Annotated in this window: 16 protein-coding genes; 7 read left to right on the forward strand and 9 right to left on the reverse strand. The window is 55.9% G+C overall.

The features are described 5' to 3' along the window. Nucleotides 1-22 precede the first annotated feature (22 nt). A complete protein-coding gene (locus tag ACFO3I_RS02850; protein WP_377331582.1) occupies nt 23-550 on the reverse strand; it encodes a DUF6942 family protein in 528 nt (175 codons plus the stop codon). 109 nt (nt 551-659) lie between these two features. Between ACFO3I_RS02850 and ACFO3I_RS02855 the strand changes: the two genes are divergently transcribed. Together ACFO3I_RS02855 and ACFO3I_RS02860 are read left to right on the forward strand one after the other, a co-directional pair. Then, nucleotides 660-965, forward strand: coding sequence for a TraR/DksA C4-type zinc finger protein (locus ACFO3I_RS02855; RefSeq protein ID WP_337881174.1), 306 nt, complete (start codon nt 660-662; stop codon nt 963-965). Nucleotides 966-977: 12 nt separating this feature from the next. After that, nucleotides 978-1226, forward strand: a complete 249-nt coding sequence (locus ACFO3I_RS02860) for a YdcH family protein (RefSeq protein ID WP_377331583.1) — start codon at nt 978-980, stop codon at nt 1224-1226. Nucleotides 1227-1265: 39 nt separating this feature from the next. Here ACFO3I_RS02860 and ACFO3I_RS02865 read toward each other — a convergent pair whose 3' ends face one another. From ACFO3I_RS02865 to ACFO3I_RS02875, 3 genes are read right to left on the reverse strand one after another with little or no spacing between them, the layout of a single operon-like run. Continuing rightward, on the reverse strand, nt 1266-2270 hold the full coding sequence (locus tag ACFO3I_RS02865; protein WP_377331585.1) for an aspartyl/asparaginyl beta-hydroxylase domain-containing protein: 1005 nt from the start codon (nt 2268-2270) through the stop codon (nt 1266-1268). Then, on the reverse strand, nt 2267-5335 hold the full coding sequence (locus tag ACFO3I_RS02870) for an efflux RND transporter permease subunit (RefSeq protein ID WP_377331586.1): 3069 nt from the start codon (nt 5333-5335) through the stop codon (nt 2267-2269). Before ACFO3I_RS02870 ends, ACFO3I_RS02865 begins: the two co-directional genes overlap by 4 nt. Beyond that, complete coding sequence (locus tag ACFO3I_RS02875; RefSeq protein ID WP_377331588.1) at nt 5332-6462, reverse strand: efflux RND transporter periplasmic adaptor subunit; 1131 nt, start codon at nt 6460-6462, stop codon at nt 5332-5334. The genes ACFO3I_RS02870 and ACFO3I_RS02875 overlap by 4 nt, the downstream gene beginning before the upstream one ends. Before the next feature lie 164 nt (nt 6463-6626). On the opposite strand from ACFO3I_RS02875, the gene ACFO3I_RS02880 reads away from it, so the two are divergent. Genes ACFO3I_RS02880 through ACFO3I_RS02890 form a run of 3 tightly spaced genes read left to right on the forward strand, consistent with a single transcriptional unit; the run spans nt 6627 to nt 9485 of the window. Continuing rightward, nucleotides 6627-7448 carry a MipA/OmpV family protein gene (locus tag ACFO3I_RS02880; RefSeq protein ID WP_377331590.1) on the forward strand — a complete coding sequence of 274 codons (822 nt, stop codon included), beginning with the start codon at nt 6627-6629 and terminating at the stop codon, nt 7446-7448. Then, nucleotides 7448-8143 (forward strand): response regulator transcription factor, encoded by a 696-nt coding sequence (locus ACFO3I_RS02885; protein ID WP_377331591.1) that lies wholly within the window; start codon nt 7448-7450, stop codon nt 8141-8143. The genes ACFO3I_RS02880 and ACFO3I_RS02885 overlap by 1 nt, the downstream gene beginning before the upstream one ends. Then, the gene (locus tag ACFO3I_RS02890) at nt 8103-9485 is read left to right on the forward strand and encodes a sensor histidine kinase (RefSeq protein WP_377331593.1); all 1383 of its coding nucleotides are present in this window, start codon (nt 8103-8105) and stop codon (nt 9483-9485) included. The genes ACFO3I_RS02885 and ACFO3I_RS02890 overlap by 41 nt, the downstream gene beginning before the upstream one ends. Here the strand turns inward: ACFO3I_RS02890 and ACFO3I_RS02895 are convergent. The 5 genes from ACFO3I_RS02895 to ACFO3I_RS02915 form a co-directional block, all read right to left on the reverse strand. Next, nucleotides 9482-10927, reverse strand: a complete 1446-nt coding sequence (locus tag ACFO3I_RS02895) for an amidohydrolase family protein (protein WP_377331595.1) — start codon at nt 10925-10927, stop codon at nt 9482-9484. The genes ACFO3I_RS02890 and ACFO3I_RS02895 overlap by 4 nt on opposite strands. Before the next feature lie 93 nt (nt 10928-11020). Next, nucleotides 11021-11533 carry a DUF1993 family protein gene (locus ACFO3I_RS02900; protein WP_377331597.1) on the reverse strand — a complete coding sequence of 171 codons (513 nt, stop codon included), beginning with the start codon at nt 11531-11533 and terminating at the stop codon, nt 11021-11023. Continuing rightward, nucleotides 11523-15623 (reverse strand): DEAD/DEAH box helicase, encoded by a 4101-nt coding sequence (locus ACFO3I_RS02905; RefSeq protein WP_377331599.1) that lies wholly within the window; start codon nt 15621-15623, stop codon nt 11523-11525. Before ACFO3I_RS02905 ends, ACFO3I_RS02900 begins: the two co-directional genes overlap by 11 nt. 78 nt (nt 15624-15701) lie before the next feature. Next, the gene (locus ACFO3I_RS02910) at nt 15702-16718 is read right to left on the reverse strand and encodes a CobW family GTP-binding protein (protein ID WP_377331601.1); all 1017 of its coding nucleotides are present in this window, start codon (nt 16716-16718) and stop codon (nt 15702-15704) included. A gap of 61 nt (nt 16719-16779) precedes the next feature. Next, on the reverse strand, nt 16780-18633 hold the full coding sequence (locus ACFO3I_RS02915) for a PhoX family protein (RefSeq protein ID WP_377331603.1): 1854 nt from the start codon (nt 18631-18633) through the stop codon (nt 16780-16782). Between the two features lie 196 nt (nt 18634-18829). Between ACFO3I_RS02915 and ACFO3I_RS02920 the strand changes: the two genes are divergently transcribed. Both ACFO3I_RS02920 and ACFO3I_RS02925 read left to right on the forward strand, forming a co-directional pair. Next, nucleotides 18830-19213, forward strand: a complete 384-nt coding sequence (locus ACFO3I_RS02920; RefSeq protein ID WP_377331605.1) for a BlaI/MecI/CopY family transcriptional regulator — start codon at nt 18830-18832, stop codon at nt 19211-19213. Next, nucleotides 19210-20565, forward strand: a complete 1356-nt coding sequence (locus ACFO3I_RS02925) for a peptidoglycan DD-metalloendopeptidase family protein (protein ID WP_377331607.1) — start codon at nt 19210-19212, stop codon at nt 20563-20565. Before ACFO3I_RS02920 ends, ACFO3I_RS02925 begins: the two co-directional genes overlap by 4 nt.

The raw sequence follows: 20565 nt of genomic DNA on the forward strand, positions 1-20565 counted from the left end.
CTGCCAGCTTAGAGCAGCAATGTCAGACAGACAAGCGAGGCTGCAACTGCTGCAGCAACGCAACAGCCCGGGTAATTTTCTCATTGCTCAGTTGGCGGTAATCAAAATAAGGTGTCACCAGCAGCCGGTTGGCCGGGTCAATCGCAAACTCCTCATTCAGCCAATGCAACTGACTGTCCAGCATGCCCTGCGCCAACCAGTCTTTGGCGCAGCTACGCCCGGCAATCAGATGAATGCAATCAGTGGCGGCCAGATCAGGCGGGCTAAATAGCAGCGCGGTGCCCGAACCTTGTTGCAGCAACCGCTGGTCACGGTACTGCTGCCAGCTTGGCGCTTGTTGCGCAAAACCAAAGGCGGGCCCCAGCTCAAACAGTAGCTTGGCATACACATTAAACAGCTTGCGCCAGCCATTGCCGCAGTCGCGGTAAATCTGATCGATCTCACCCGCTTGCAGTGCTTGCAGTTGCCATAACTGCTGATACTGCGGCAGCGGCGGCCGGTTTTGCACATAAACCCGAAAGCGGGCATTCAGATCGCCTAAACCAATCATTGCAGTCCTTCTGAATGCTGCCTGCAGACAGCACTCTTTTGTTGTTTTGGATCAAGCTGTCGCCTGGCCCCGGCGACTAGGATAACAGTATCAAGCCGAGGAGAGTGTGATGCTGATTCAACGTGAGCAATTGCAACTGTTGCAGCAAGAGTTACAACAACGTTTGCACAAGCTGCAGCAGGATTTCCGTCAAAGCCACAGCAAAGACGGCCCCGATCAGGCTGCTGAGCGGGAAAATGATGAAGTGCTGCAACAACTGGAAACTCAGCTGGCAGCCGAACTTTATGCCGCCGAAGCGGCGTTGGACCGGTTTGACGCCGGTCGTTATGGCCTGTGCAGCCGCTGCGGTCAGTCGATCGCCGCACCCCGGCTGCAAGCTTTACCCCTTACTTTGTACTGCCAGCATTGCGCTTAAAGGAGCCAGTCTATGTCAGAAAAACACGATTTAGTGCATGAATTCCCAGAGTTTCGCGATCAGATCCACCAACTGAAGTTGTCCGACAACCATTTTGCCGTGCTGTTTCAGCGTTATCACGAACTGGATCACGAAATTCACCGCATTGAACAAGGCGTTGAAACCACCAGCGACGACTACCTGGACCATCAGAAAAAACAACGGCTGTTTCTGAAAGACGAGCTGTTCCAGATGCTGCAGGCCCGCGCCGAAGTGGCCTGAGTAAAAAACCAAGGCAGCCAATTGGCTGCCTTTTTTAGTTTATTGATGCAACAGCACCAGGCCGCCGTGCCAGACAAAGGCATCCAGCAGTTTAAAAGCCAGCACCAGCCCCGACAGCAGCAGTAAAATCAGCGTTGTATTTAACAGCCACTTCAGCAACTTATAGGCGCGACGATGGCGGGCTTTCAGCTGCAGGGCCCGTTGTTGCCAGGGGCTGAGCGCTGCAAATAAAGCACTGACCGCACCTTGTTGGTCTTCCGGCAGGTTCGGCACCAACGAGTGCCGTGCCATGGCAAGGTAGCAGCGGTTGAACTGCCTTCCCAGCCAGTTCAACGGCCTGTCGACATCGCACATCAGGATCAGCCGGTACTGCTCGCTGTTGTTCACCGCGTAATGCGGATAGGTTTCGTCAAACACAAAGTCTTCGCCGTCTTGCCAGCTACAGCTGTGGCCATCCACCACAATACGACACTGCGCCGAATTAGGCGTGACAAGGCCCAGATGGTAACGCAGCGAACAGGCCAGCGGGTCTGAGTGCAGGCTAAGCTCGGCACCGGGTGGCAGCAGAGAAAACATCGCGCCCCTTACAGCGGGCACCTGTTGCAGCAAAGCCACTGTTTTTGGGCACAACCGCAGCGCTGACTTATGCGTGGTGCCGTACCAACTCAGGTAAAATTTGCTCCAGCCCCGCTTATAGAAAGTACGAAAGCCTAAATCGTAGTAACCGGCCGATCCCGGCGTGCGGATGACGTCAAATAAACCGGCATCCATCAAGGCCTGCGCTTCCTCCCGGATCAATGGCCAATGCTGGCGCAGCAATTCAGTGCCGGCAAAGGCGTCGCTGGTCACAACAGGCTGGCGCGCCTGCGCTTTGGTGGTCAGGTACAACAAGCAATTCAGCGGCGCAAAAACCGGCCAGGCTTTGCGCAGATACTGACTGAAACTGGCATAACGCACAGAACCACGCCAGCGGTAAACATAAAGCACCGACGCCAGCACATAACAGAACATCAGCACCAACAGGGTTTTACTGAGCAACGTCATAGCGGACTCCCCGGAGTTTTAAAGCAGGTGCGCAACCACAACACCAAGTCATCGACATAGGTGAACACCACCGGCACCACCAGCAGGCTCAGAACTGTCGACGTGAATAAGCCGCCAATCACCACTATGGCCATCGGGGCCCGAAAGCTGGCGTCCGCGCCCAGTCCCAGCGCGATAGGCAACATGCCTGCGCCCATCGCCAGACTAGTCATCACAATGGGCCGTCCGCGTTTCTGGCAGGCATCCACCAACGCGTCCAGCCGTGACAACTGCAGGTTGCGACGGGCCAGGATGATGTAATCCACCAGCAGAATGGAGTTCTTCGAGGCAATACCGATCAGCATGATGAGACCTATCATCGACGGCATCGAAAGGGCAGACTGAGTGACAAAAAGCGCCGCCACCGCGCCGGGAACAGACAACACCAGAGCGGCAAGAATAGTGACCGGCTGAACAAAATCTTTAAACAGCAGCACCAGCACTATGTAGATACAAAGCACCCCAGTGGCCATCGCCAAACCAAAGCTGCTGAACAGCTCCGCCATCTGTTCCGCATCCCCTTCAGCGGCCAGCTGAATTCCTGCAGGCAACTGCTGTAACAGTGGTAACGCCAGAATGGCTTGTTCCACCTGGCCTAAAGACTGGCCGTTCAGTTCGATATCCAGACTGATATTGCGTTGACGGTCATAGCGGGTCAGGTCGGCGGGGCCACTGCCAAGCTCAAGCGATGCGACAGTTTCCAGTGGCACAGCGCCGTGTAAACCGGGCACCGGCAGGCGTTTTAACAAGCCCAGATCGGCCCGATCCGCCGCACTTAGCCGGACCCGAACCGGCACCTTGCGCTCATTCAGATAGATACGCGCCAGTTCCTGGCCATAGTCGCCGCTGGTCGCTACCCTCAGGCTAGCCGCGATATCCGCAGGAACCACACCAGCACTGGCGGCCCGGCTAAAATCGGGCCGCACCACCAGCTCAGGCCGGGTCAGGCTGGCGCTGGACGTTACAGCGCCAATACCATCAAGGGTGCGCAGCTGTTGTGCCAGCTGATTGGCAAAATGGCTGAGCAGCTGACTGTCTTCACCTTGCAGCACCAGCTGGTAGGTATCCGACTCGCCATCCCCCACCCGGACCCGCACCCCGGGTACAGCCGCAAATAACGTTCGCAACTGACTTTCCAGCTGCAACCTGCTCACTGACCTTTGCTGCGATGGCAGCAACTGCAGGCTGAGGCTGGCTTTGTTTAACTGCAAAGGCCCGGCGATACCTGAGTCCTCATCCATGCCAACCGAGGTGCCAGCCAGCGTAAATACCTGTTGAACTTCAGGGTTTTGCATGGCCAGCTCCCGCAGCTGAGCACTGACCTGCAAGGTTTGCTCTAAGCTGCTGCCTGGCGGCAAGGTGACTGAGACCTGAATTTGCGGCAAATCGTCGGCCGGCATAAAGCCGGTCGGTAACCAGGGCAGCAGGGCCAGGCTACTGACAAAACAAGCGGCGGCGGCCAGCAAGGTACGAGCACGGTGATGCAGGCAGCGCAGTAACCACTGCTGATAACGCCGTTGCCAACCAGCCTGGCGTTCGAGGTCCCGCGGCGGTTGCAGCCAATAAGCCGCCAGCATAGGTGTTAACAGCCGCGCCACCAGCAAGGAAAACAGCACGGCGAACGCGGCCGTCCAGCCAAACTGGACAAAAAACCGCCCGACCACGCCGCCCATAAAGGCGGTGGGAAGAAAGACCGCAACCAGCGCAAAAGTGGTGGCGACCACAGCCAGCCCAATTTCGTCCGCAGCCTCCATCGCGGCCTGATACGGGGTTTTGCCCTGCCGCAGGTGCCGCATAATGTTTTCAATTTCAACTATGGCGTCATCAACCAGCACACCAACCACCAGCGATAATGACAGCAGCGTGACGGTATTCAGGCTGTAGCCCAGCCAATACATCAGCGCAAAGGTGGGGATCACCGATAACGGCAAGGCGGTTGCGGCCACCAGGGTTGCCCGGCCACTGCGTAAAAACAACCAGACCACCAGCACGGCCAGCACCGCGCCTTCATAGAGCAACGTCAGCGAACCTTGGTAATTCTCAGCTACAGGCTGGGTTAAGTCGGCCACCTGGCGGATCTGTACCGCCGGATGCTCTGCCTGCAAACGCTGCACTCTGGCCTGCACCAGACTGGCCACCTCCAGCTCACCTGCCCCCAGCGCCCGCACTATTTCAAAACCCACCACCTGCTGATCACCCAGCAATGCCTGGCTTTGGGCTTCGCGCACTGTGTCCGACACTGTGGCAATCTGACTGAGCCGCACCCGCTGCCCTGCCGGTAAATTCAGCTCCAGTTGCGCCAGTTCCTTTGCCGACTGCACTGTGGCAAAGGTACGGACACTTTGTTGGGCGCCGCCAATATCGGTCTGCCCGCCGGAACTGTCCTGCAATACCAGCTTCAGCTGAGCCGACAATTCAGCGGCACTGAAATTAAAAGCCAGCAACTGTTCGGGCAGCAGCTCGACACGCAACTCGCGCTCGGAGCCGCCCAGCCGGTTGACGGCCCCCACCCCGGCTAACGCCTGCAGCGGCCGGATCAGCTGCTGGTCGACAAACCAGGACAGCTGTTCCTGATCCATATGCTGCGCCTGCACGGCGTAGGTTAAAATGGCGCTACCGGAAAACTGCTCTTTGCGTACCACAGGATCGAGTAGTTCAGCCGGTAAATCGGTACGCTGCCGCGCAACAGCGTCCCGCACTTGATCCAGCGCCTCCTGCAGCGGCTTTTCCAGCCGGAATTCCACCTGTAAAGTGGCTTGCCCATCCGACAGCTGGCTTTGGATATGCCATACGCCCTGAATAGACGAAATGGCATTTTCCAGCGGACGTGCCACTTCATTTTCCAGCTGCACAGCAGACGCGCCTGGCAGCTCGGCGGTGACCCAAATAGTCGGCATTTCAACATCCGGAAAATTCTGCACTTGCATCCGGCTGAAGCCGACCAGGCCGGCCAGCGTCAATAACAGAAACAGCAAAATGGCAGGAATAGGGTTACGAATAGACCAGGCAGACAGATTCAGGCTCATGGCTGCCCTCCACTGCTGGCCTGCAGATCGGCCGCCATCGCCGGGTCGACCAACTGCACCGCATCACCGTCTGTTAAAAAAGCGCCGCCACTGGCCACAACCCGGCTTTCAGGCTGCAGCCCGGCACGAATTTCCACCCTGGCGCCCTGGCGCTGGCCTGCCTCCACTTTATGCAAAGCCACTGTGGAATCCGGATTCAGCAAAAACACATAACTAAAGCCATCCCGTTGCAGCAGGGCCTGCTGCGGCAAAGTCAGCACCTGTGCGGTTCCAAGGGCAAATTCGCCGCGCACAAAGATGCCGGCGGACAAGCCGGAGTCCTGCGGCAAGTCGACATAGATCAGAGCGTTCCGGCTTAAAACATCCACCACAGGTGACAAGGTGCGCAGCCGTCCCTGCACTGGCGGCAAACCGGCCGGAAACACGCAGACCTGCTGGCCTGGGCTTAAGCCAGCCAGATCGGCAGCGGCCACTTCGGCCTGCCATTGCAGACGGTTCTGCCGCACCAGCCGGAACAATTGCTCGCCGGCCGTCACCACAGCGCCCACAGTGGCGGTTCGGGCTGAAATCACCCCATGGTCAGGCGCCAGTACTTTTGTTTGCGCCAGCCTCACCTGCTGCAACTGCACCAGGGCCTCGGCAGCCTCCAGCTGAGCTATCGCCAGTTGTTCAGCATTGAGATAACGCTGCACTTGCTGTTTGGACAGCGCCACTGCGCCCTTAAATAAGGAGCGGGCCCGTTCTGCATCGGCCTTCGCATCCGCCAGCCTGGCTTTTGCTTCAGCCAGCTGAGCCCGGCTTTGCTGCAGCTCAGCCTGAATGCTGTCAGCGGCAAACACCGCCAGCAGCTGGCCCTTATGCACCTTGTCGCCCACGTCAACATACAGCTGAGCAAGCCGCAGTGCATTGACCTCGGCGCCGACCACCGCCTCCTGCCAGGCCTGAACAGTGCCACTGGCAGTCAGACGTTGTACCCATTGTTGCCACTCCGGCTGCACCGAGGTGACCGCCAATACAGCTGATTTAGTCGGTTCCACTGCAGGGGCTGGTGGTTCGGAGCTGAGCTGCCAAAGCAACAAGCCGGCCAGAGCCAGTCCACCTAACCAGGTATAAAAGGTTTTATTCATAAAAGGTTTCCGTCACTGCCGCTGCGGCGGCTGGGTTGAACACTGGTGTTACTATCGGGGGGGAAAACTTGCTGGTCCCTTACCGAAAAAAACAAAATCCGGTAAGGAACTGGTAAGGCTGGCGCATGGATGCTGAGGCTGTATTCAACCCATTGGAGAAATCAATGCATACTCAGTTCTTCGCTGCTTTTAGCAAACCTCGTTTCTACTGTGCTGGCCTGGCTGCACTGCTCAGCCTGCCCATGCTGGCTTCTGCCCAACAAGAACCCGCAGAGCAGACAGAGCCAGAATCGTCCTGGGGCCTGGGCGTCGCAGCACTCAGTTCGCAAAAGGCCTTTACTGACATGGACAGAGATACCAAAGTGCTGCCCTTTCTGACCTATGAAAACCAATACCTGAGCTGGATGGGTCCCAACCTGGACATCAAGTTACCCGGACTTGATTTGGGGGATTCGCAGCAACTCGATTTCGCCCTGACAGCCCAATACGATTTTGGTGGGTATGACGACGACGATATTCGCGACACCCCTATTCTGGCCGGAATGGATGAACGCAAAGGCGGACTCTGGGCAGGGATTACGGCCAAATGGAGCAGCCCCTGGGCCGACCTGAGCCTGCAATGGTTGTCTGACGCTTCAGGCCACAGCAAAGGCCGCCGACTGAGCCTCGGCATTGAACGCAACTGGTTTTTTGGCGACCATCTGATCCTGACCCCTAAAATCAGCGCCAGCTGGCTGGATGACAAAGAAGTAAATTATCTTTACGGTGTACAACAGCATGAGGCCAGGCTTGACCGCCCTGCTTATACAGCCAGCTCAACCATGAATATCGAATACGGAGTGCGGGGAATGTATCTGTTCAACCAAAGTCATTCGTTGCTGTTGGATCTCAGTGTGACCAGCCTGGGTTCTGAAATTAAAGACAGCCCGCTGGTCGACAGCTCCACCGAACAGCGTGCGCTGTTTGCATACATTTACCGCTTCTGATGAGCCGGATCCTGTTGGTCGAAGACCATGAGCGCCTGGCGGAGTTGATCTGCAAACAACTGGCCAGTGCAGGTATTGCCGTGGATGTCTTTGGCCAGCTGGATGCGGCCTGGTCGGCATTGCAACAAATGCCGTACCAGGCGCTGGTGCTGGACAGAGGCTTGCCGGATGGTGACGGCATCAGCCTGATTAAACGGCTGCGCCAGTCTGGCTCCGGCATTCCCTGTCTGGTGCTGACAGCCCGCGATGCCTTGCACGACCGGATTGAAGGCTTGGAAACAGGTGCGGACGATTACCTGACCAAACCCTTTGCAATGGATGAGCTGGTGGCCAGGGTGCGGGCTTTATTGCGCCGCCCGGTGCAAAGTGTCGAATCCGACCCTTGTTATGCCGACCTGCAGCTCAAACCGGTGCAAGGGCTGCTGTGTTGTGGGGCTGAGTCCGTCACTTTAGCCCCGGCCGAATTACAAATTGCCCTGCTGCTGATCCGCAAAGCGGGTGACGTCGTCCGGCACAGTGCGCTGGAAGCCGCCGCCTGGGGCTTTAGCGACAGCGTCACTCCCAATGCACTGGACGTAGCCATTCACCGGCTACGCCGCAAGTTGCAAGCCATTGGCTCCAGCCAACAAATTATGAATATGAGAAACCTGGGATATGCACTTCGTCAGAAAGATCCTGCGTCTGCCACGCAATAGCATCAGCCTGAAGGTCTTGTTGGCCTACTTTATCGGGGTCGTGCTGAGCCTGATTTGTATCGGCCTGATGATCGCATTGCTGTCGGCCCAAAACAGCAAGCTGCTGCTGTCTACCAATCTGATGGACACCGTCGAAGGTGCAGCTGACGAACTGGTGTTTAACAGCCAGAATTGGCCGGTTGCCGTAATCGATGATGAAGAAGGCGAGCAAAACTGGTTTTTCTTTGACAGCATGAGTGAAGACGCAGCCTTCCGGGTGATCACCCCCACAGGAGAAATTGCCCTGAGCTCAAAGGCCGGAGAGGATTTCTGGCCTGCAGATCCAGAGCTTAAACAAATCAGTAACGCGCATTTTGAATTCACGAAGCACGGGTTGCATGTGCAGGGCGCCAGCGCAACCCGGGAGCACAACGGTCAGCTGTGGATTGTTCAGTTGGCAATTAGCAGCCGCTTTCTGAATTTGGTGGATAAACATATAGCGGTGCCTTTTATGGCTCAGGGCGTCAGCGTCTTTGGACTGGTATTACTGCTGGTGTTCAGTCTCTGTGCTTTTATTACGCTGGGCTACACGCTGGCGCCCCTGCGCAAACTATCCGAATCGGCCGCGGCCATTTCGCCGCGTTCTTTGCATACCCGCTTGCCGCTGGACAAAGTACCTGCCGAAATTGCCCCGCTGGTCAGCAACTTTAACCAGGTACTGGACAGGCTGCAGCATGGCTTTCAGGTGCAGCAGGAATTTTTGGCCACTGCCGCCCATGAACTGAAAACGCCTTTAGCTTTAATCCGGGCACAAATTGAAATGAAAGCCCCTGGTGCGGAACGGGATATGTTGCTCAATGACGTCAGCCATATGACCCGACAGGTGCAGCAATTACTGCTGCTGGCCGAAGTCAGCGAACCGCAGAATTACCAGTTTAGCCAGGTGGATGCCGCTGCTGTTGTGCAGGAAGTGCACCAGTACCTGTTACCTATGGCTGATGCGACTGAGGTGCAGGTCCAGCAGACCCCGTCAGGTCAGGTCATTTGGCAAGCAGACAAAGCCGCTCTCTTTACCTTGTTGAAAAACCTGTTAGAAAATGCGCTGCAACATGCCCCCAGCAACTCAGCCGTGGAGATCCGGATCGAACCTCAGGGGCTGACCTTACGGGATTATGGTCCCGGCGTCAGTGAAGAGCAGTGGGCCAAGCTCTTTGTTCGCTTCTGGCGTGGCCCGCACCGGCGCGACCATGGTGCAGGCCTTGGCTTGGCCATCTGTCAGGAAATAGCGCTGGCGCACAACTGGACCCTGACCGCCAGCAATGCGGCGCCAGGGCTCAGATTTCACCTGCAGTTGAGCGATTAATGCTCCAGTTGCTGCTTACGGGCGGCCGCTTTCTGTAACAGTTGCTCCAGCTGGGATTTGTCATACCACTGGCCTTGGTACAGCAAAGCCTGTACCTGGCGGGTGGCACTGATGTTTTGCAGCGGGTTGTCGTGCAGTAACACCAGCTCGGCCTTTTTGCCCACAGCAATGCTGCCGTAGTCCTGGTCCTGCCGCATAAAGCGGGCACCGTTGATGGTGGCGGTTTGCAGAATTTGCGCCGGGGTCAGACCGGCTTGCTGGAACAGCTCCAGTTCGTCATGCAGCGCCTGCGCCGGATACACATAGGTATTCAGTGCGGCAGAATCACTACCGGCCAACAGTGTCACGCCCGCCTGCCACAGGTAAGGCAGCTGGGCGGCAATCAGCTGTTCTTTGTCTTTGCGCTGCTGTTGCTGCTCAGCCGTTTCGCCTTTCATCCGGTCAATGCGCCACTGATAGCTGGCGGTAAAGTCTTTGGTCAGGTACTGCAAAAACTGATCGTGGCTGTGGTCGGTGTCATGCAAATGGGCCAGTTGACGACCACCAATCAGGGTTGGGGTGACCGCCACATGTTGCGCAGCAAGTTGCTGATAGCCTTTGATGGCAAGCTGCTGATCAAAACCCGTTTTGTAATGGTCTGCGGCTTGTTGAATGGTCAGTTGGCCAGCCCGCACCGCGGCTGCGGTTTGCCCTTCGTCGGCAAAACCCAGGCGTAACAGGTAAGAGGCGTGTTCAATGCTGGATAAACCAGCGTCGCTCAGCTCACCAATGCTGGTGCCATAAGGTACGTGGCTGGACACCAAAAAGCCGCGACGGCGCGCTTCACGGATAGTGGCTAAATACAGATCTGGTTGCAGGGTGTTTTCGGTGATCTTAATAAAATCGACCTGCATATGCTGCAGCTTGTCCATGCCGTCACGCATTTGCTGTTCGGTGCCAACTTCCAGGTCACCATCCCATAACGAATCTATGCCTTCAAACATCTGGCCAGCGGTGAAAATTTTGGGGCCCAATAAACGGCCTTGCTCCACCTGCTGACGCCAGCTCAGCACCACAGGCGCTAAATTACTGGCGGCTTCACGCACGCCGGTAATGCCGTACGCCAGGTAGACAGGCAACAACAAGGCATTGTCTTCCACCAGATCACGGCCTTCAAAATGCACATGCATATCCCATAAGCCCGGGATCAGGTACTGGCCGCCCGCATCAATTTGGGTTGCGTCGGGGTACTTTGCTAAGTCCTGCTCAGGCGCAATGGCGACAATACGGTCTTGCTGCACCACCACCAGTTGATTGGCCTGCAGCTTACCCTGCTCCACATCCACCAGATTCAGATTGTGCAGTACCAGCAGACCCGCATGCTCAGGTGCCTGAGGTGCCGACTGACAACTCAACAAGGACCCCACCGCTACTATCAGCAAACTCAGACGAACCAAAGGCATAGCCACTCCATCACAGAAAAATACCGGCTCAGAGTGCCGTAATCAGAGGCCAGATACCAGCTCACTAAGCCGGGAAAACCGGCGCTTGGTCGGTTAGCTGGCAGGGCCAACCCAGCTAAACCCCGCTGGGTACTGGTGCCAGCCGTCGAAGTCGGCTTTGCCGATGGCCAGACCGTGTTGGCGGGCTATGGCGTACAGCATGCTGAAATGAAAATAGAAATTGGGCAGCGCATATAACTGCAGGTAATCCTGGCCTGTTAACTGTTGGCGGGCAAAGCCAGCTTCAAATTCAATGGGCCGCTGTTGCCAGCCAGCAAAACCAGCAGGTGCCAGCGCCTGCAACTGCTGCCGGCATTGCTGCACAAACTGAATTAATCCGCCCCAGTCGTCGCTGACTAAAGCGATCGGCGGAATGTCCAGCTGCGCCAGTGGATAACAGGCCCGCAAACTAAAACCTGCGGCGGTGCGGCCCTGTTGCCACAAGGGCAGCATATCCGGTGCCAGTTGGGCGGCCCACAAGGCTGGCCGCTCTGCTGCTATACGCAGCAACAGTTTTTCCAGCTGCTGTAACGGGTGCAGAAAACTCAGAGCAGGATTAACCGACATCATTGACGCTCTGCTGCAGCAATTTCAGCAATTCGGTGGCATTGAGACGGGCAGCCATTTCTCCCCCTTCCAGTAAGCTGTCCGCTAAATCGCGCTTTTGTTGATGCAAGGCGATAATTTTTTCTTCAATAGTCCCTTTAGTGACCAGCCGGTAAATGGTCACTGGACGTTGCTGCCCCATGCGGTGAGCCCTGTCTGAGGCTTGGTCTTCTACCGCAGGATTCCACCAGGGGTCCAGATGAATCACATAATCTGCAGCAGTCAGGTTTAAGCCTGTACCCCCGGCCTTTAAGCTGATCAGAAACACATCACCTTCGCCAGATTGAAAGGCATCCACCCGTTTCTTCCGTTCTTTGGCTGCAGTCGAACCATCCAGATACTGGAATCTGATATTCTGCTGCTCAAGGTAGGTTTTGACTATGGCCAGATGATCGACAAACTGGCTGAACACCAGCACCTTATGCTGGTTTTCCAGAATTTCGCGCAGAGTTTCTGCAAACACCGCCAGTTTGCTGCCACTCAGTGCGGTGTCCGGTAGCACCAGCTGCGGGTGACAACAAAAACGCCGTAGTTTGGTAATTTCAGCCAGTACCTGAATGGCCTGCTGATTGCCATCCTGCATCGCCAGTTGCTGCACCGCTTGTTGCCGCAGCGCCTCATACCAATGTTGTTCGTCTTTGCTGAGCTCCACCAGCAATGGCACTTCTGTACGGGCCGGTAATTCAGTCAGTACCTGAGTTTTATTGCGGCGTAAAATAAACGGCTGAATCAGTTTTTTCAGCAGCTGTCTGCTGTTCACATCTCCGTTTTCAATAGGCCCAGCAAAACGTTGCTGAAACCGTTGTTTAGACCCCAGCAGCCCTGGGTTGATAAAACGAAACAGGTTCCACAGCTCACCCAGATGATTTTCCACCGGAGTGCCTGTCGCAATCATTTTAAAGTCAGCCTGCAGCGCCATCACTGCCTGGCTACGTTTAGTCTGCTCGTTTTTAATGGCTTGAGCCTCATCCAGTACCAACGTATGCCACTTCACCTGTGCAAAAGCTTCGCTGTCGGATTGCAGTAAACCATAACTGGCGACCACCAGCTCAAAGGGCTGTAGATCCTCCAAACCGCGCTGCTGCTGATACCAGCGCAGTTTTAGCGTTGGCGCAAACCGGGCCGCCTCAGCTAACCAGTTCATCGCAACCGAGGTGGGCGCTACCACCAAGGCAGAGCCGTGCGGTGCCCGTTGCAGCAATAACGCCAGCGTCTGAATGGTTTTACCTAAACCCATATCGTCAGCTAAACAGGCCCCCACCCCCCAATGGGCCAACTGAGACAACCAGTGGTAACCCTGTTGCTGGTAATCTCTCAATTCAGCCTGCAGGGTTGAAGGTAGTTTGGGTTGAAATTGCGCCAGCTCATTCAACCGCTGCACCTGCTGTTTCCAGGCGTTATCTGCCTTCAGCTCTCCGACGTCTTCCATCAGGCCACTTAACGCCGGAATGGCTAAGTTGCTGAATTTTTGGTGCTGTCCACTGCTTTCACTGTATGCCGCCAGTTGCTGCAGTTGGCGACGGAAATTATCACTTAACGCCAGGTAATCCTGTTCATTTAGTTTGATAAAGCGGCCTGGGTTTTGTTGCATCAGACCGAGCAGTTCTTTCAGCGATAACACCGTCTCGTCATCCAGCTTTAACTGGCCGTCGGCAATAAACCAATCGCCCTGTTGCTTTAAACTCAGGCTGAAATCTTTGCTGTCGCGTTTAGCTTTTAGCTTGAATGGCTGACCTTCTGGCCAGATCAACTGGCAAAAATCTGGCCGTTCCGCCAGTTGCTCCAGCAACTCCAGACAAAGCTCAGGCTCGTCCAGTTGCCACTGGCCATCTTGTATGACTTGTTGTTCCAACACAGCGCAACTTTGCAGCAAGCTTTTTAGCTGACGCTTTTCCAGCACTAAATCCCGCTGTGTCTGCACTGTTTTGCCTTGTTGCTCCCCCACTAAAACAGCGCTGCCTTTGGCTGGGGTAAGCCAGGGGCCTTCGGCCAAAGGCTTGACCAATACCTGTACGCGCAAGCCCTGGCGCAGCGGCAACAAATGCAGATACAGCTGAGCATCCGCGTCAACCTGTGGCAGTTGCGCTGTCAGCTCGGGTAAGTCACTTTGCACCTGCAGCACTGGCGCTATGCATTCAATAGCGACCATCAGTTCAGTTTTGGCGGAAGCTGGAACTTTTAAACCTTTTCCAACGATTGCGCCTGCTTTTTCAATATCCGGCGTTACCGGGTATAGAGTCAGCCGTGTAGGACTGGTTTTGCGCCAGACCAGGCTTTGCTCCGCCAGCACTGGCGGCTCCAGTGCCAGTTTGTAATCGGTCCCTTGGCGTTTAAGCTGAAGACTCACTTTACCTTCAGTCAGCTCCAGCGGCGTATCCGGCGCATCCAGCCAAAACACATGCGGGTGCCCAATCAAGGCTTTGAGTGCTGCTTCCCGGTCAAACTCATACTGAGTACCGCCATAATAATTGCGCACAGCACGAATACAGGCAGCAACCGCTTTGTCAGCCGGGCTCAGGCAATCCAGCGTTTCTTGCTCGACAGATAAGCGCCGTAGCGCAACCGCTTTGCCTTTAGTCCAGCCAGACACTGTGCGTTTTTGTTCTTTGACATCCAGATCCAGCCAAGCGCCCTGATCCTGGAGAAACCAGGCCAGACGGCTGGTTTTCTGCTCTGCTTTCGGTTTTCCACCCAGTTCTGACAAGGCCCTTAACGCCATTTGCCACTGCGCTTTGGGTTGATACAAGGCCGTCAGCGGTTTGAGCTGATGTAATTGATGCCAATGCTCTGGCAACACGCGCGGACATTCTGCAACCAAAGCCAGTAATTCATCCAGCTCAGCGGTCACCCAGTCGTAACCGACAGCAGCGGTGAACTCCCGTAACTCCTCAAGCTCTGCAAACACATCATGCTCAATGTCGGCTCCCAACCAGAACGCCGCCAGCGCAGTCATCCACATATCCATGTCATACCAGCGCAAGTCTGCGAAATGCAGTCTGGCAGGCCGCAGCGGCTCACCGCTTTGCAGGTGAGTAAATAACGGATACAACAGACTGTGGAACTGCGGGCTGTGGCTGCTGCGGTGTCCCAGCAGTTGCTCCAAGCCTTTTTTCAGCGAGTCAGTGCTGCCGGCAGCCAACGCACTGGCGATATACAGAGCACCGGGCACATAATGCAGCTGGACCTTACGTTTTCCCTGCTGTTTCGCAATGTACTTAATAAAATCTGTGGCTTGTTGGTAGGCTTGTGGGTAGTGGCCTTGTTGTACTGCCTGGATAAAACGAAAGCTGGCCGATTGTGCAGGAAGATAAGAGGCCACTGCCGCCTGAGTGATAAAATCCGCCCGCAGTAACGCCTGCACACCCAGGGTTGGCAATAACACTGTGAGTTGATCACCATACTGCTCAAACAACTGCTTGCTGTATTGATAAGCTTCACGGCAGTCCCCCAGCGCCCAGCTGTGTTCCAACAAGATTTCCTGCAGCAGGTACTGTTGGATCTGCAGATCCAAACCTTGCATAAACAACACACCGTCAGGGTGCCAGAACAATGGCTCAGCCGTTAAAGTCCACAACTGAGAGGGTGCTTCCAGATAACGCTGACGCCATTGCAGAAAGCTTTGGCGATCGTTTAACAACGCAGCCAGCCACATCTCGCGGCGGCATTCGGGTCGTTCGTACCTGCGCCAGTAGTCGTGTTTGTCCGACAATTTTTCCGAAGCCCTGGTAGCCACCAACCATTTCACCAACTCGCCTTGCTGCTGTAATTGCCACATCAGCCGAGCCTGAATGCCAAAACTGTAGGGCCTGTCATTGAGCTCATAGCCTGCGCCTGGTTGCTGAATAACAAGCTCCAATTGTTGCAACCGCTGCAAAACAGTTTTCAGCTTGGGCTGCGCAAAGGCCTTACCGTCGTCGGCTCTAATGGCCAGCACCTGCATCAGCTTTAACAACTGCGCCTGATTGCAACATTGTTGCAGCACCGCCAAGGCGGTCAGTATGGCGGTTTCAGCGGCAGAGAGTTGGGCTAGCGGGTCTTTGATAGTGGGCATGTCGGCTCATTTCTAATCGCAAATAGCTGGAGTCGTTGCCGTTATTGTTTCAGCCGTAGCCCGCTAATTCAAGGTAAATCAGGGCCTGAGCATCTGCACACTTTGCGCCAGCAGCTCACGCGGGATATTGCGGGTAATAAACACCAGTTTGCTCTGCCGGTCGGCGTTTGGCCATTGGGTTAAAAAAGCTGCCGGATGGAACAGATGCTGTACGCCATGGATCACCATAGGGCCGGGAAACCCCTGAATATGCAAAATGGCTTTCATCCGCAGTAAGTCCGGGCCTTTGAGGGCCAGCAGTTCATTCAACCACAGCTCAAATTTAGGCATAGGAATAGGCTCAGCTAACTCAAAGCTATAAGCCTGAATGGCGTCGCCATGCGCGTTGAGTTGCAGCTCTGGCGTCAGTTGCGGCTCGTCGGCAAGCGGGGTAAAACGCAGCCAGCTCTGCAGCGGGGTGTCGGACTGCACAGGTTCGGCATGGTCCAGTTGCCCAATCAGTTGCCAGTCGGCCTGCCCTTGTTCAGCCAGCGCTATCTGCGCCAAGGGGTTCAGTGGCCGCAGCGCTGAAGTTAAATCAGCCACGGGCATCGCCTCAGGCAAATCCTGCTTGGTCAGCAGAATTAAATCGGCCACCGCTGCTTGTTGGCGCGCCTCAAAATGTTCGCGCAAGGTCGATAAGCCATTGACACTGTCGACACAAGTCACCACGCCATGCAGCCGGTACTGGTCAGCAATTTTTGGGTCAGCCATCAGGGTATGCAACACGGGCGCCGGGTCGGCCAGTCCTGTGGTTTCTATCAATACACGGTCGAACTGCTTGCGGCCTTGGCGGGAAAAACGCCAGACAATATCCCGCAGCGTTTTGCTTAAATCGCTACGGATAGTGCAGCAAATGCAACCGCTGGCCAGCTCCACCACTTGCTCTTCCTGGCTGTGCGTCATCAGCAAATGGTCCAGCGAAGTGGAGCCGAGCTCGTTGATGATCACCAGGCTATTGGCAAATTCGCTGGTTTTTACTAATTGGTTCAATAAGGTGGTTTTGCCGCTGCCTAAAAAACCAGTTAACAGATACAAAGGGATACGTGGCTGCATTGCGTTTTACTCATTCCGGGCCGGGCTGATCGCTCAGCAGCGGCCCTGAACTCAGAACCTGCTAACTGCCAACCACCTTGCCATCAGGTCTGTTGATCACCACCACTGCGGGGCGGGGAGGCAATGTAGCATCAAAGTCGGGCCAGCGGGTAGACGGCTGCTCAAAACTGCTGCCATCGCCCGGATGCTGAATGGAACAAAAGAAATGTTTGTCGTCCGGCGTAAAGAAAGGCCCGCAGACTTCAGAACCAACCGGCGAGCGTAAAAACCGCCGCATCAGAGCCCGGTCTGGCCCGCTGACTGCACTAGCCCAGACCCCTTCGGCAATGCCAAAGTCTTCGGCGCCGTCGGACGTTACCCAAATATGGCCTTTGCTGTCAAAAGCACAGTTATCCGGGCAGGCTATCCAGCTGTCGGCGCCGGTTGCCGGATGGTAACTGCTGCTGGGGTCGTCGCGTCGGCCAGCCAGTAAAAACAGATCCCAGGCAAAACTTGGCTGGCTATGGTCCCCTTTGGGTGGCACCAGCTCGACAATTTGGCCGGCAGTATTATTAGCGCGCGGGTTCACCGGGTGGCGCTGAGCCTCGGTGCGGTCGGCGTTTTTGGTCAGCATCACATAGACAGCACCATTGGCCGGGTTCACTTCCACGTCTTCTGGCCTGTCCATTGGGGTAGCGCCCAATAAATCGGCCGCTTTGCGGCAATCGATCAGCACGTCAGCCTGGCTGTGGAAGCCATTGGCGGCAGTCAAAGGTCCCTGACCGAATTGCAGCGGCAACCAGTCCACAGTGCCGTCGGCATCAAAACGGGCGCAATGCAGGGTGCCGCTGTCGAGCAAGTCGAGGTTAGCCGCCCGGTGGTCCGGCTGATACCGACCGCTGGAGACAAACTTGTACAGGTATTCAAACTTCTGGTCATCGCCCATATAGGCCACCACCCGGCCGTCGGCGTTGATAAACACATTGGCGCCTTCGTGTTTAAAGCGGCCAAGCAAGGTGCGCTTTTTGGGCGTGGATTGCGGGTTGTAAGGGTCAATTTCCACTATCCAGCCGACATGCAAAGCTTCGTTCGGTTGCTGGCTTAAATCCCAGCGAGGGTAATGTTGCGCCCAGCTTTTTTGTGCTTTTGCCTGCATACCAAAGCGCTGCAGGGTTTCCCTTTCAGCGCTTTGGCTGTAATCACCGGCAAACATCGCATCGATATTCTCTTCTCCGGTCAGCACTGTGCCCCAAGGCGTGACACCACCGGCGCAATTGCCGTAGGTGCCCAGCGTATGCACGCCATCGGCCGAAATCGCCGTTTTCAGGCGCGGGCTGCCGGCCGCAGGGCCGCTTAGTTGCATCGGCGTCAGTGGGGTAATACGGCGGGTATAGGCAGAATCTTTTAATTGCTGCCATTGGCCGTTTTGGAACTGGATCTCCACCACTGACAGGCCATGGGCCACAATGTCGGTATCGGTCTGCGCTTTATCCAGCGCGGTATCTGCTGGCGAGCCTGGCCACATGCTGGCGCTGATGCTGTATTCATGGTTCACCACCAGCAGCCCATGCTCTGAGTTCTGACTGCCAAGCGGCAAAGGTAAAAAGCCAATAAAGTCGTTATTAAAACCAAACTGTTGTTGCTGTTTTTCCGCAGTCTGCTGCGTCGGATCAAAGGCCGGGCCATTGGCCCATAATGGCTCCCCCCACTTCAGCAACACCTGAGCCTGATAACCGGCGGGCACTTCCAGTTGGGTAGTCATCTCTGCGTTTTGCTCCATAAAGGTGAGCGCCGATTTGCCGCTGGCACTACTGCTAACAACAGCTGAGCTGGCGCAACCCGGTAGCGCCGCCGCCACAGCCAGTGCGGTGCCCGCTTTTAAAAAATCCCGCCGCGACAAGCGCGCGTCCACCACTTGCGCAAAAGAACGAGCCATTTGTATCTCCGCTTTATCAACCTGCTGCTGTCATTGTCTTGGGTTATACAACCGGGGCGTGACAGTTCTGTGACAGTCAGCTGGCTTGCTGCGCCAACAGGATAACGCAACTGCGACATATGTCGCATTTAACACTTGCCTTTGTGCGACATTTGTCGCACTCTAGCTGCAGTCGATTCACCAAGCCGGAATGAGCATGCTGCAACCTACTGCTGCTGAGCTGGAAATACTAAAACTGCTGTGGCAACAGCAGCCTCAGACTGCGCGCGAGCTGCATGATCAGCTGGAGGCCGTGCTGGGCTGGGGCTATTCCTCCACCCGCAAAACGCTGGAGCGCATGGGCGAAAAAGGTTTTGTCCGCTTTGAAACTCAGGGCAATAAAAACGCCTACGTTGCTTTGCTGGAAAAACTGCCCACACTGGCCGCGCTGGCTAGCGACTTTGCCAGCCGTGTGCTGGGGCTGAACGGGCCTTTGCCGGTCAGTATGTTTGCCGACAGCCGGTTGCTCAGCCGCAGCGAACTAAGCGAACTGGAGCAACAACTGGCCCTGTTGTCAGTGCAGCAGGAGCCACAGCCATGAGCGGCGCTCTGTTGGTCCATCTGCTGGCCTTTGTTTGCTTGAGTGGCTTGTTATGGCTGCTGCAGCTGAGCTTACAAAAGCGCTGGCCGGCACTGCAGGCCCAACCTGGCTTTTACCTGCTGCTGGCGTTGCTGTCGCTGACCGCCTGGCTACCTTTGCCCCAATTCGACCACAGCTGGCCAGTGCCTTTGGCACTGCTGCAGGAAACCAGCTGGCAATGGCAGCAGCTACAGGCTGTGCCTGAGCATCCTTCTTTACGCGTCACTCAGCAATGGCACAGAGCCAATTACCTGCTCCTGCTGCTGGCTGTTGTCGCTGTATTTGGTCTGATCAGACTGACCTGCCAACAACTGAAACTAAAACGATTGATTACCAACGCTACTCTGTTGCAAGGCCAAAGCTGGCTGCCGGATTGGCCCGATTCTGTGCAATTGCGGCTGTTTGACGGCCAAAGCTCCGCCTTTGCCACTGGTATTCGCCAGCCGCTGGTGATGATACCGGCTTATTTGGTGCAGTTACCCACTGCGCAGCGCCACTTGCTGCTGCGCCATGAACTGCTGCATTTGCAGCGACTCGACCCGCAGGTTTTATTAGGCTGGCGTCTGCTGCTGGCGCTTTGCTGGTTCAATCCGTTTTTAAGGTTCTGGTACCACGCCTGGCAGCAAGCGGCCGAACTGCGGGTAGACTTGCAGGTGTGCCAGACCACCAACCCAACGCTTTATGCCAGCACTTTGCTGCAATGCCTGAAGCTGGACCAGCAACAGCAACCCAATGGTCTGGCGTTTAACCGCAGCAGCGCGCTTTCTTTGTATCAGCAGCGCCTGACCGCGCTGTTTCAGCCACTGCCTGAGTTATCTGCACTGCAACGCACACAAGGTGGTGTGTTTTTAGCCCTGCTGACAGTGCTGCTGATTGTTGCTTGTGCTCAGCTGCGCTTCAGCCAAAGCCCGGCACACTGGTTACGCCCGGTTTCAGCTGACGTGCGGGTCAGCTCCTTTTATGGCGAACAGCATCCGTTCCGGCAGAACCGGCCACATCAGGGCATGGATTTTGCCGCTGACGCCGGCGATCCTGTTTATGCCAGCGCTCGCGGCACCGTGCTGATCGCAGACGACCGGAGCCTGAACAGCAACTACGGCATTGCGGTATTGCTGGACCATGGCGACGGCTACCAAACCCTGTACGCGCACCTGCAGCAAGCCGACGTCACGCCCGGCCAGCAGCTACAGGCCGGCCAACTGCTGGGCAAAGTAGGAGCCACGGGGCGGGTCACCGGCGCCCATTTACATTTTGAAGTATTGCATCAGGGCCAGACTCAAAATCCGGCGCTGTTGCTGACCAAACCCAATTAG

This window comes from Rheinheimera marina, assembly GCF_042654345.1.
Classification (GTDB): domain Bacteria; phylum Pseudomonadota; class Gammaproteobacteria; order Enterobacterales; family Alteromonadaceae; genus Pararheinheimera; species Pararheinheimera marina.

What these genes read in the sequence shown, in the direction of transcription:
- ACFO3I_RS02920 (WP_377331605.1), top strand. Translation starts at nt 18,830, where the DNA reads ATGCTGCAACCTACTGCTGCTGAGCTGGAAATACTAAAACTGCTGTGG.
- ACFO3I_RS02850 (WP_377331582.1), bottom strand. Translation starts at nt 550, where the DNA reads ATGATTGGTTTAGGCGATCTGAATGCCCGCTTTCGGGTTTATGTGCAA.
- ACFO3I_RS02895 (WP_377331595.1), bottom strand. Translation starts at nt 10,927, where the DNA reads ATGCCTTTGGTTCGTCTGAGTTTGCTGATAGTAGCGGTGGGGTCCTTG.
- ACFO3I_RS02870 (WP_377331586.1), bottom strand. Translation starts at nt 5,335, where the DNA reads ATGAGCCTGAATCTGTCTGCCTGGTCTATTCGTAACCCTATTCCTGCC.
- ACFO3I_RS02925 (WP_377331607.1), top strand. Translation starts at nt 19,210, where the DNA reads ATGAGCGGCGCTCTGTTGGTCCATCTGCTGGCCTTTGTTTGCTTGAGT.
- ACFO3I_RS02875 (WP_377331588.1), bottom strand. Translation starts at nt 6,462, where the DNA reads ATGAATAAAACCTTTTATACCTGGTTAGGTGGACTGGCTCTGGCCGGC.
- ACFO3I_RS02905 (WP_377331599.1), bottom strand. Translation starts at nt 15,623, where the DNA reads ATGCCCACTATCAAAGACCCGCTAGCCCAACTCTCTGCCGCTGAAACC.
- ACFO3I_RS02910 (WP_377331601.1), bottom strand. Translation starts at nt 16,718, where the DNA reads ATGCAGCCACGTATCCCTTTGTATCTGTTAACTGGTTTTTTAGGCAGC.
- ACFO3I_RS02865 (WP_377331585.1), bottom strand. Translation starts at nt 2,270, where the DNA reads ATGACGTTGCTCAGTAAAACCCTGTTGGTGCTGATGTTCTGTTATGTG.
- ACFO3I_RS02885 (WP_377331591.1), top strand. Translation starts at nt 7,448, where the DNA reads ATGAGCCGGATCCTGTTGGTCGAAGACCATGAGCGCCTGGCGGAGTTG.
- ACFO3I_RS02880 (WP_377331590.1), top strand. Translation starts at nt 6,627, where the DNA reads ATGCATACTCAGTTCTTCGCTGCTTTTAGCAAACCTCGTTTCTACTGT.
- ACFO3I_RS02860 (WP_377331583.1), top strand. Translation starts at nt 978, where the DNA reads ATGTCAGAAAAACACGATTTAGTGCATGAATTCCCAGAGTTTCGCGAT.
- ACFO3I_RS02915 (WP_377331603.1), bottom strand. Translation starts at nt 18,633, where the DNA reads ATGGCTCGTTCTTTTGCGCAAGTGGTGGACGCGCGCTTGTCGCGGCGG.
- ACFO3I_RS02890 (WP_377331593.1), top strand. Translation starts at nt 8,103, where the DNA reads ATGCACTTCGTCAGAAAGATCCTGCGTCTGCCACGCAATAGCATCAGC.
- ACFO3I_RS02855 (WP_337881174.1), top strand. Translation starts at nt 660, where the DNA reads ATGCTGATTCAACGTGAGCAATTGCAACTGTTGCAGCAAGAGTTACAA.
- ACFO3I_RS02900 (WP_377331597.1), bottom strand. Translation starts at nt 11,533, where the DNA reads ATGTCGGTTAATCCTGCTCTGAGTTTTCTGCACCCGTTACAGCAGCTG.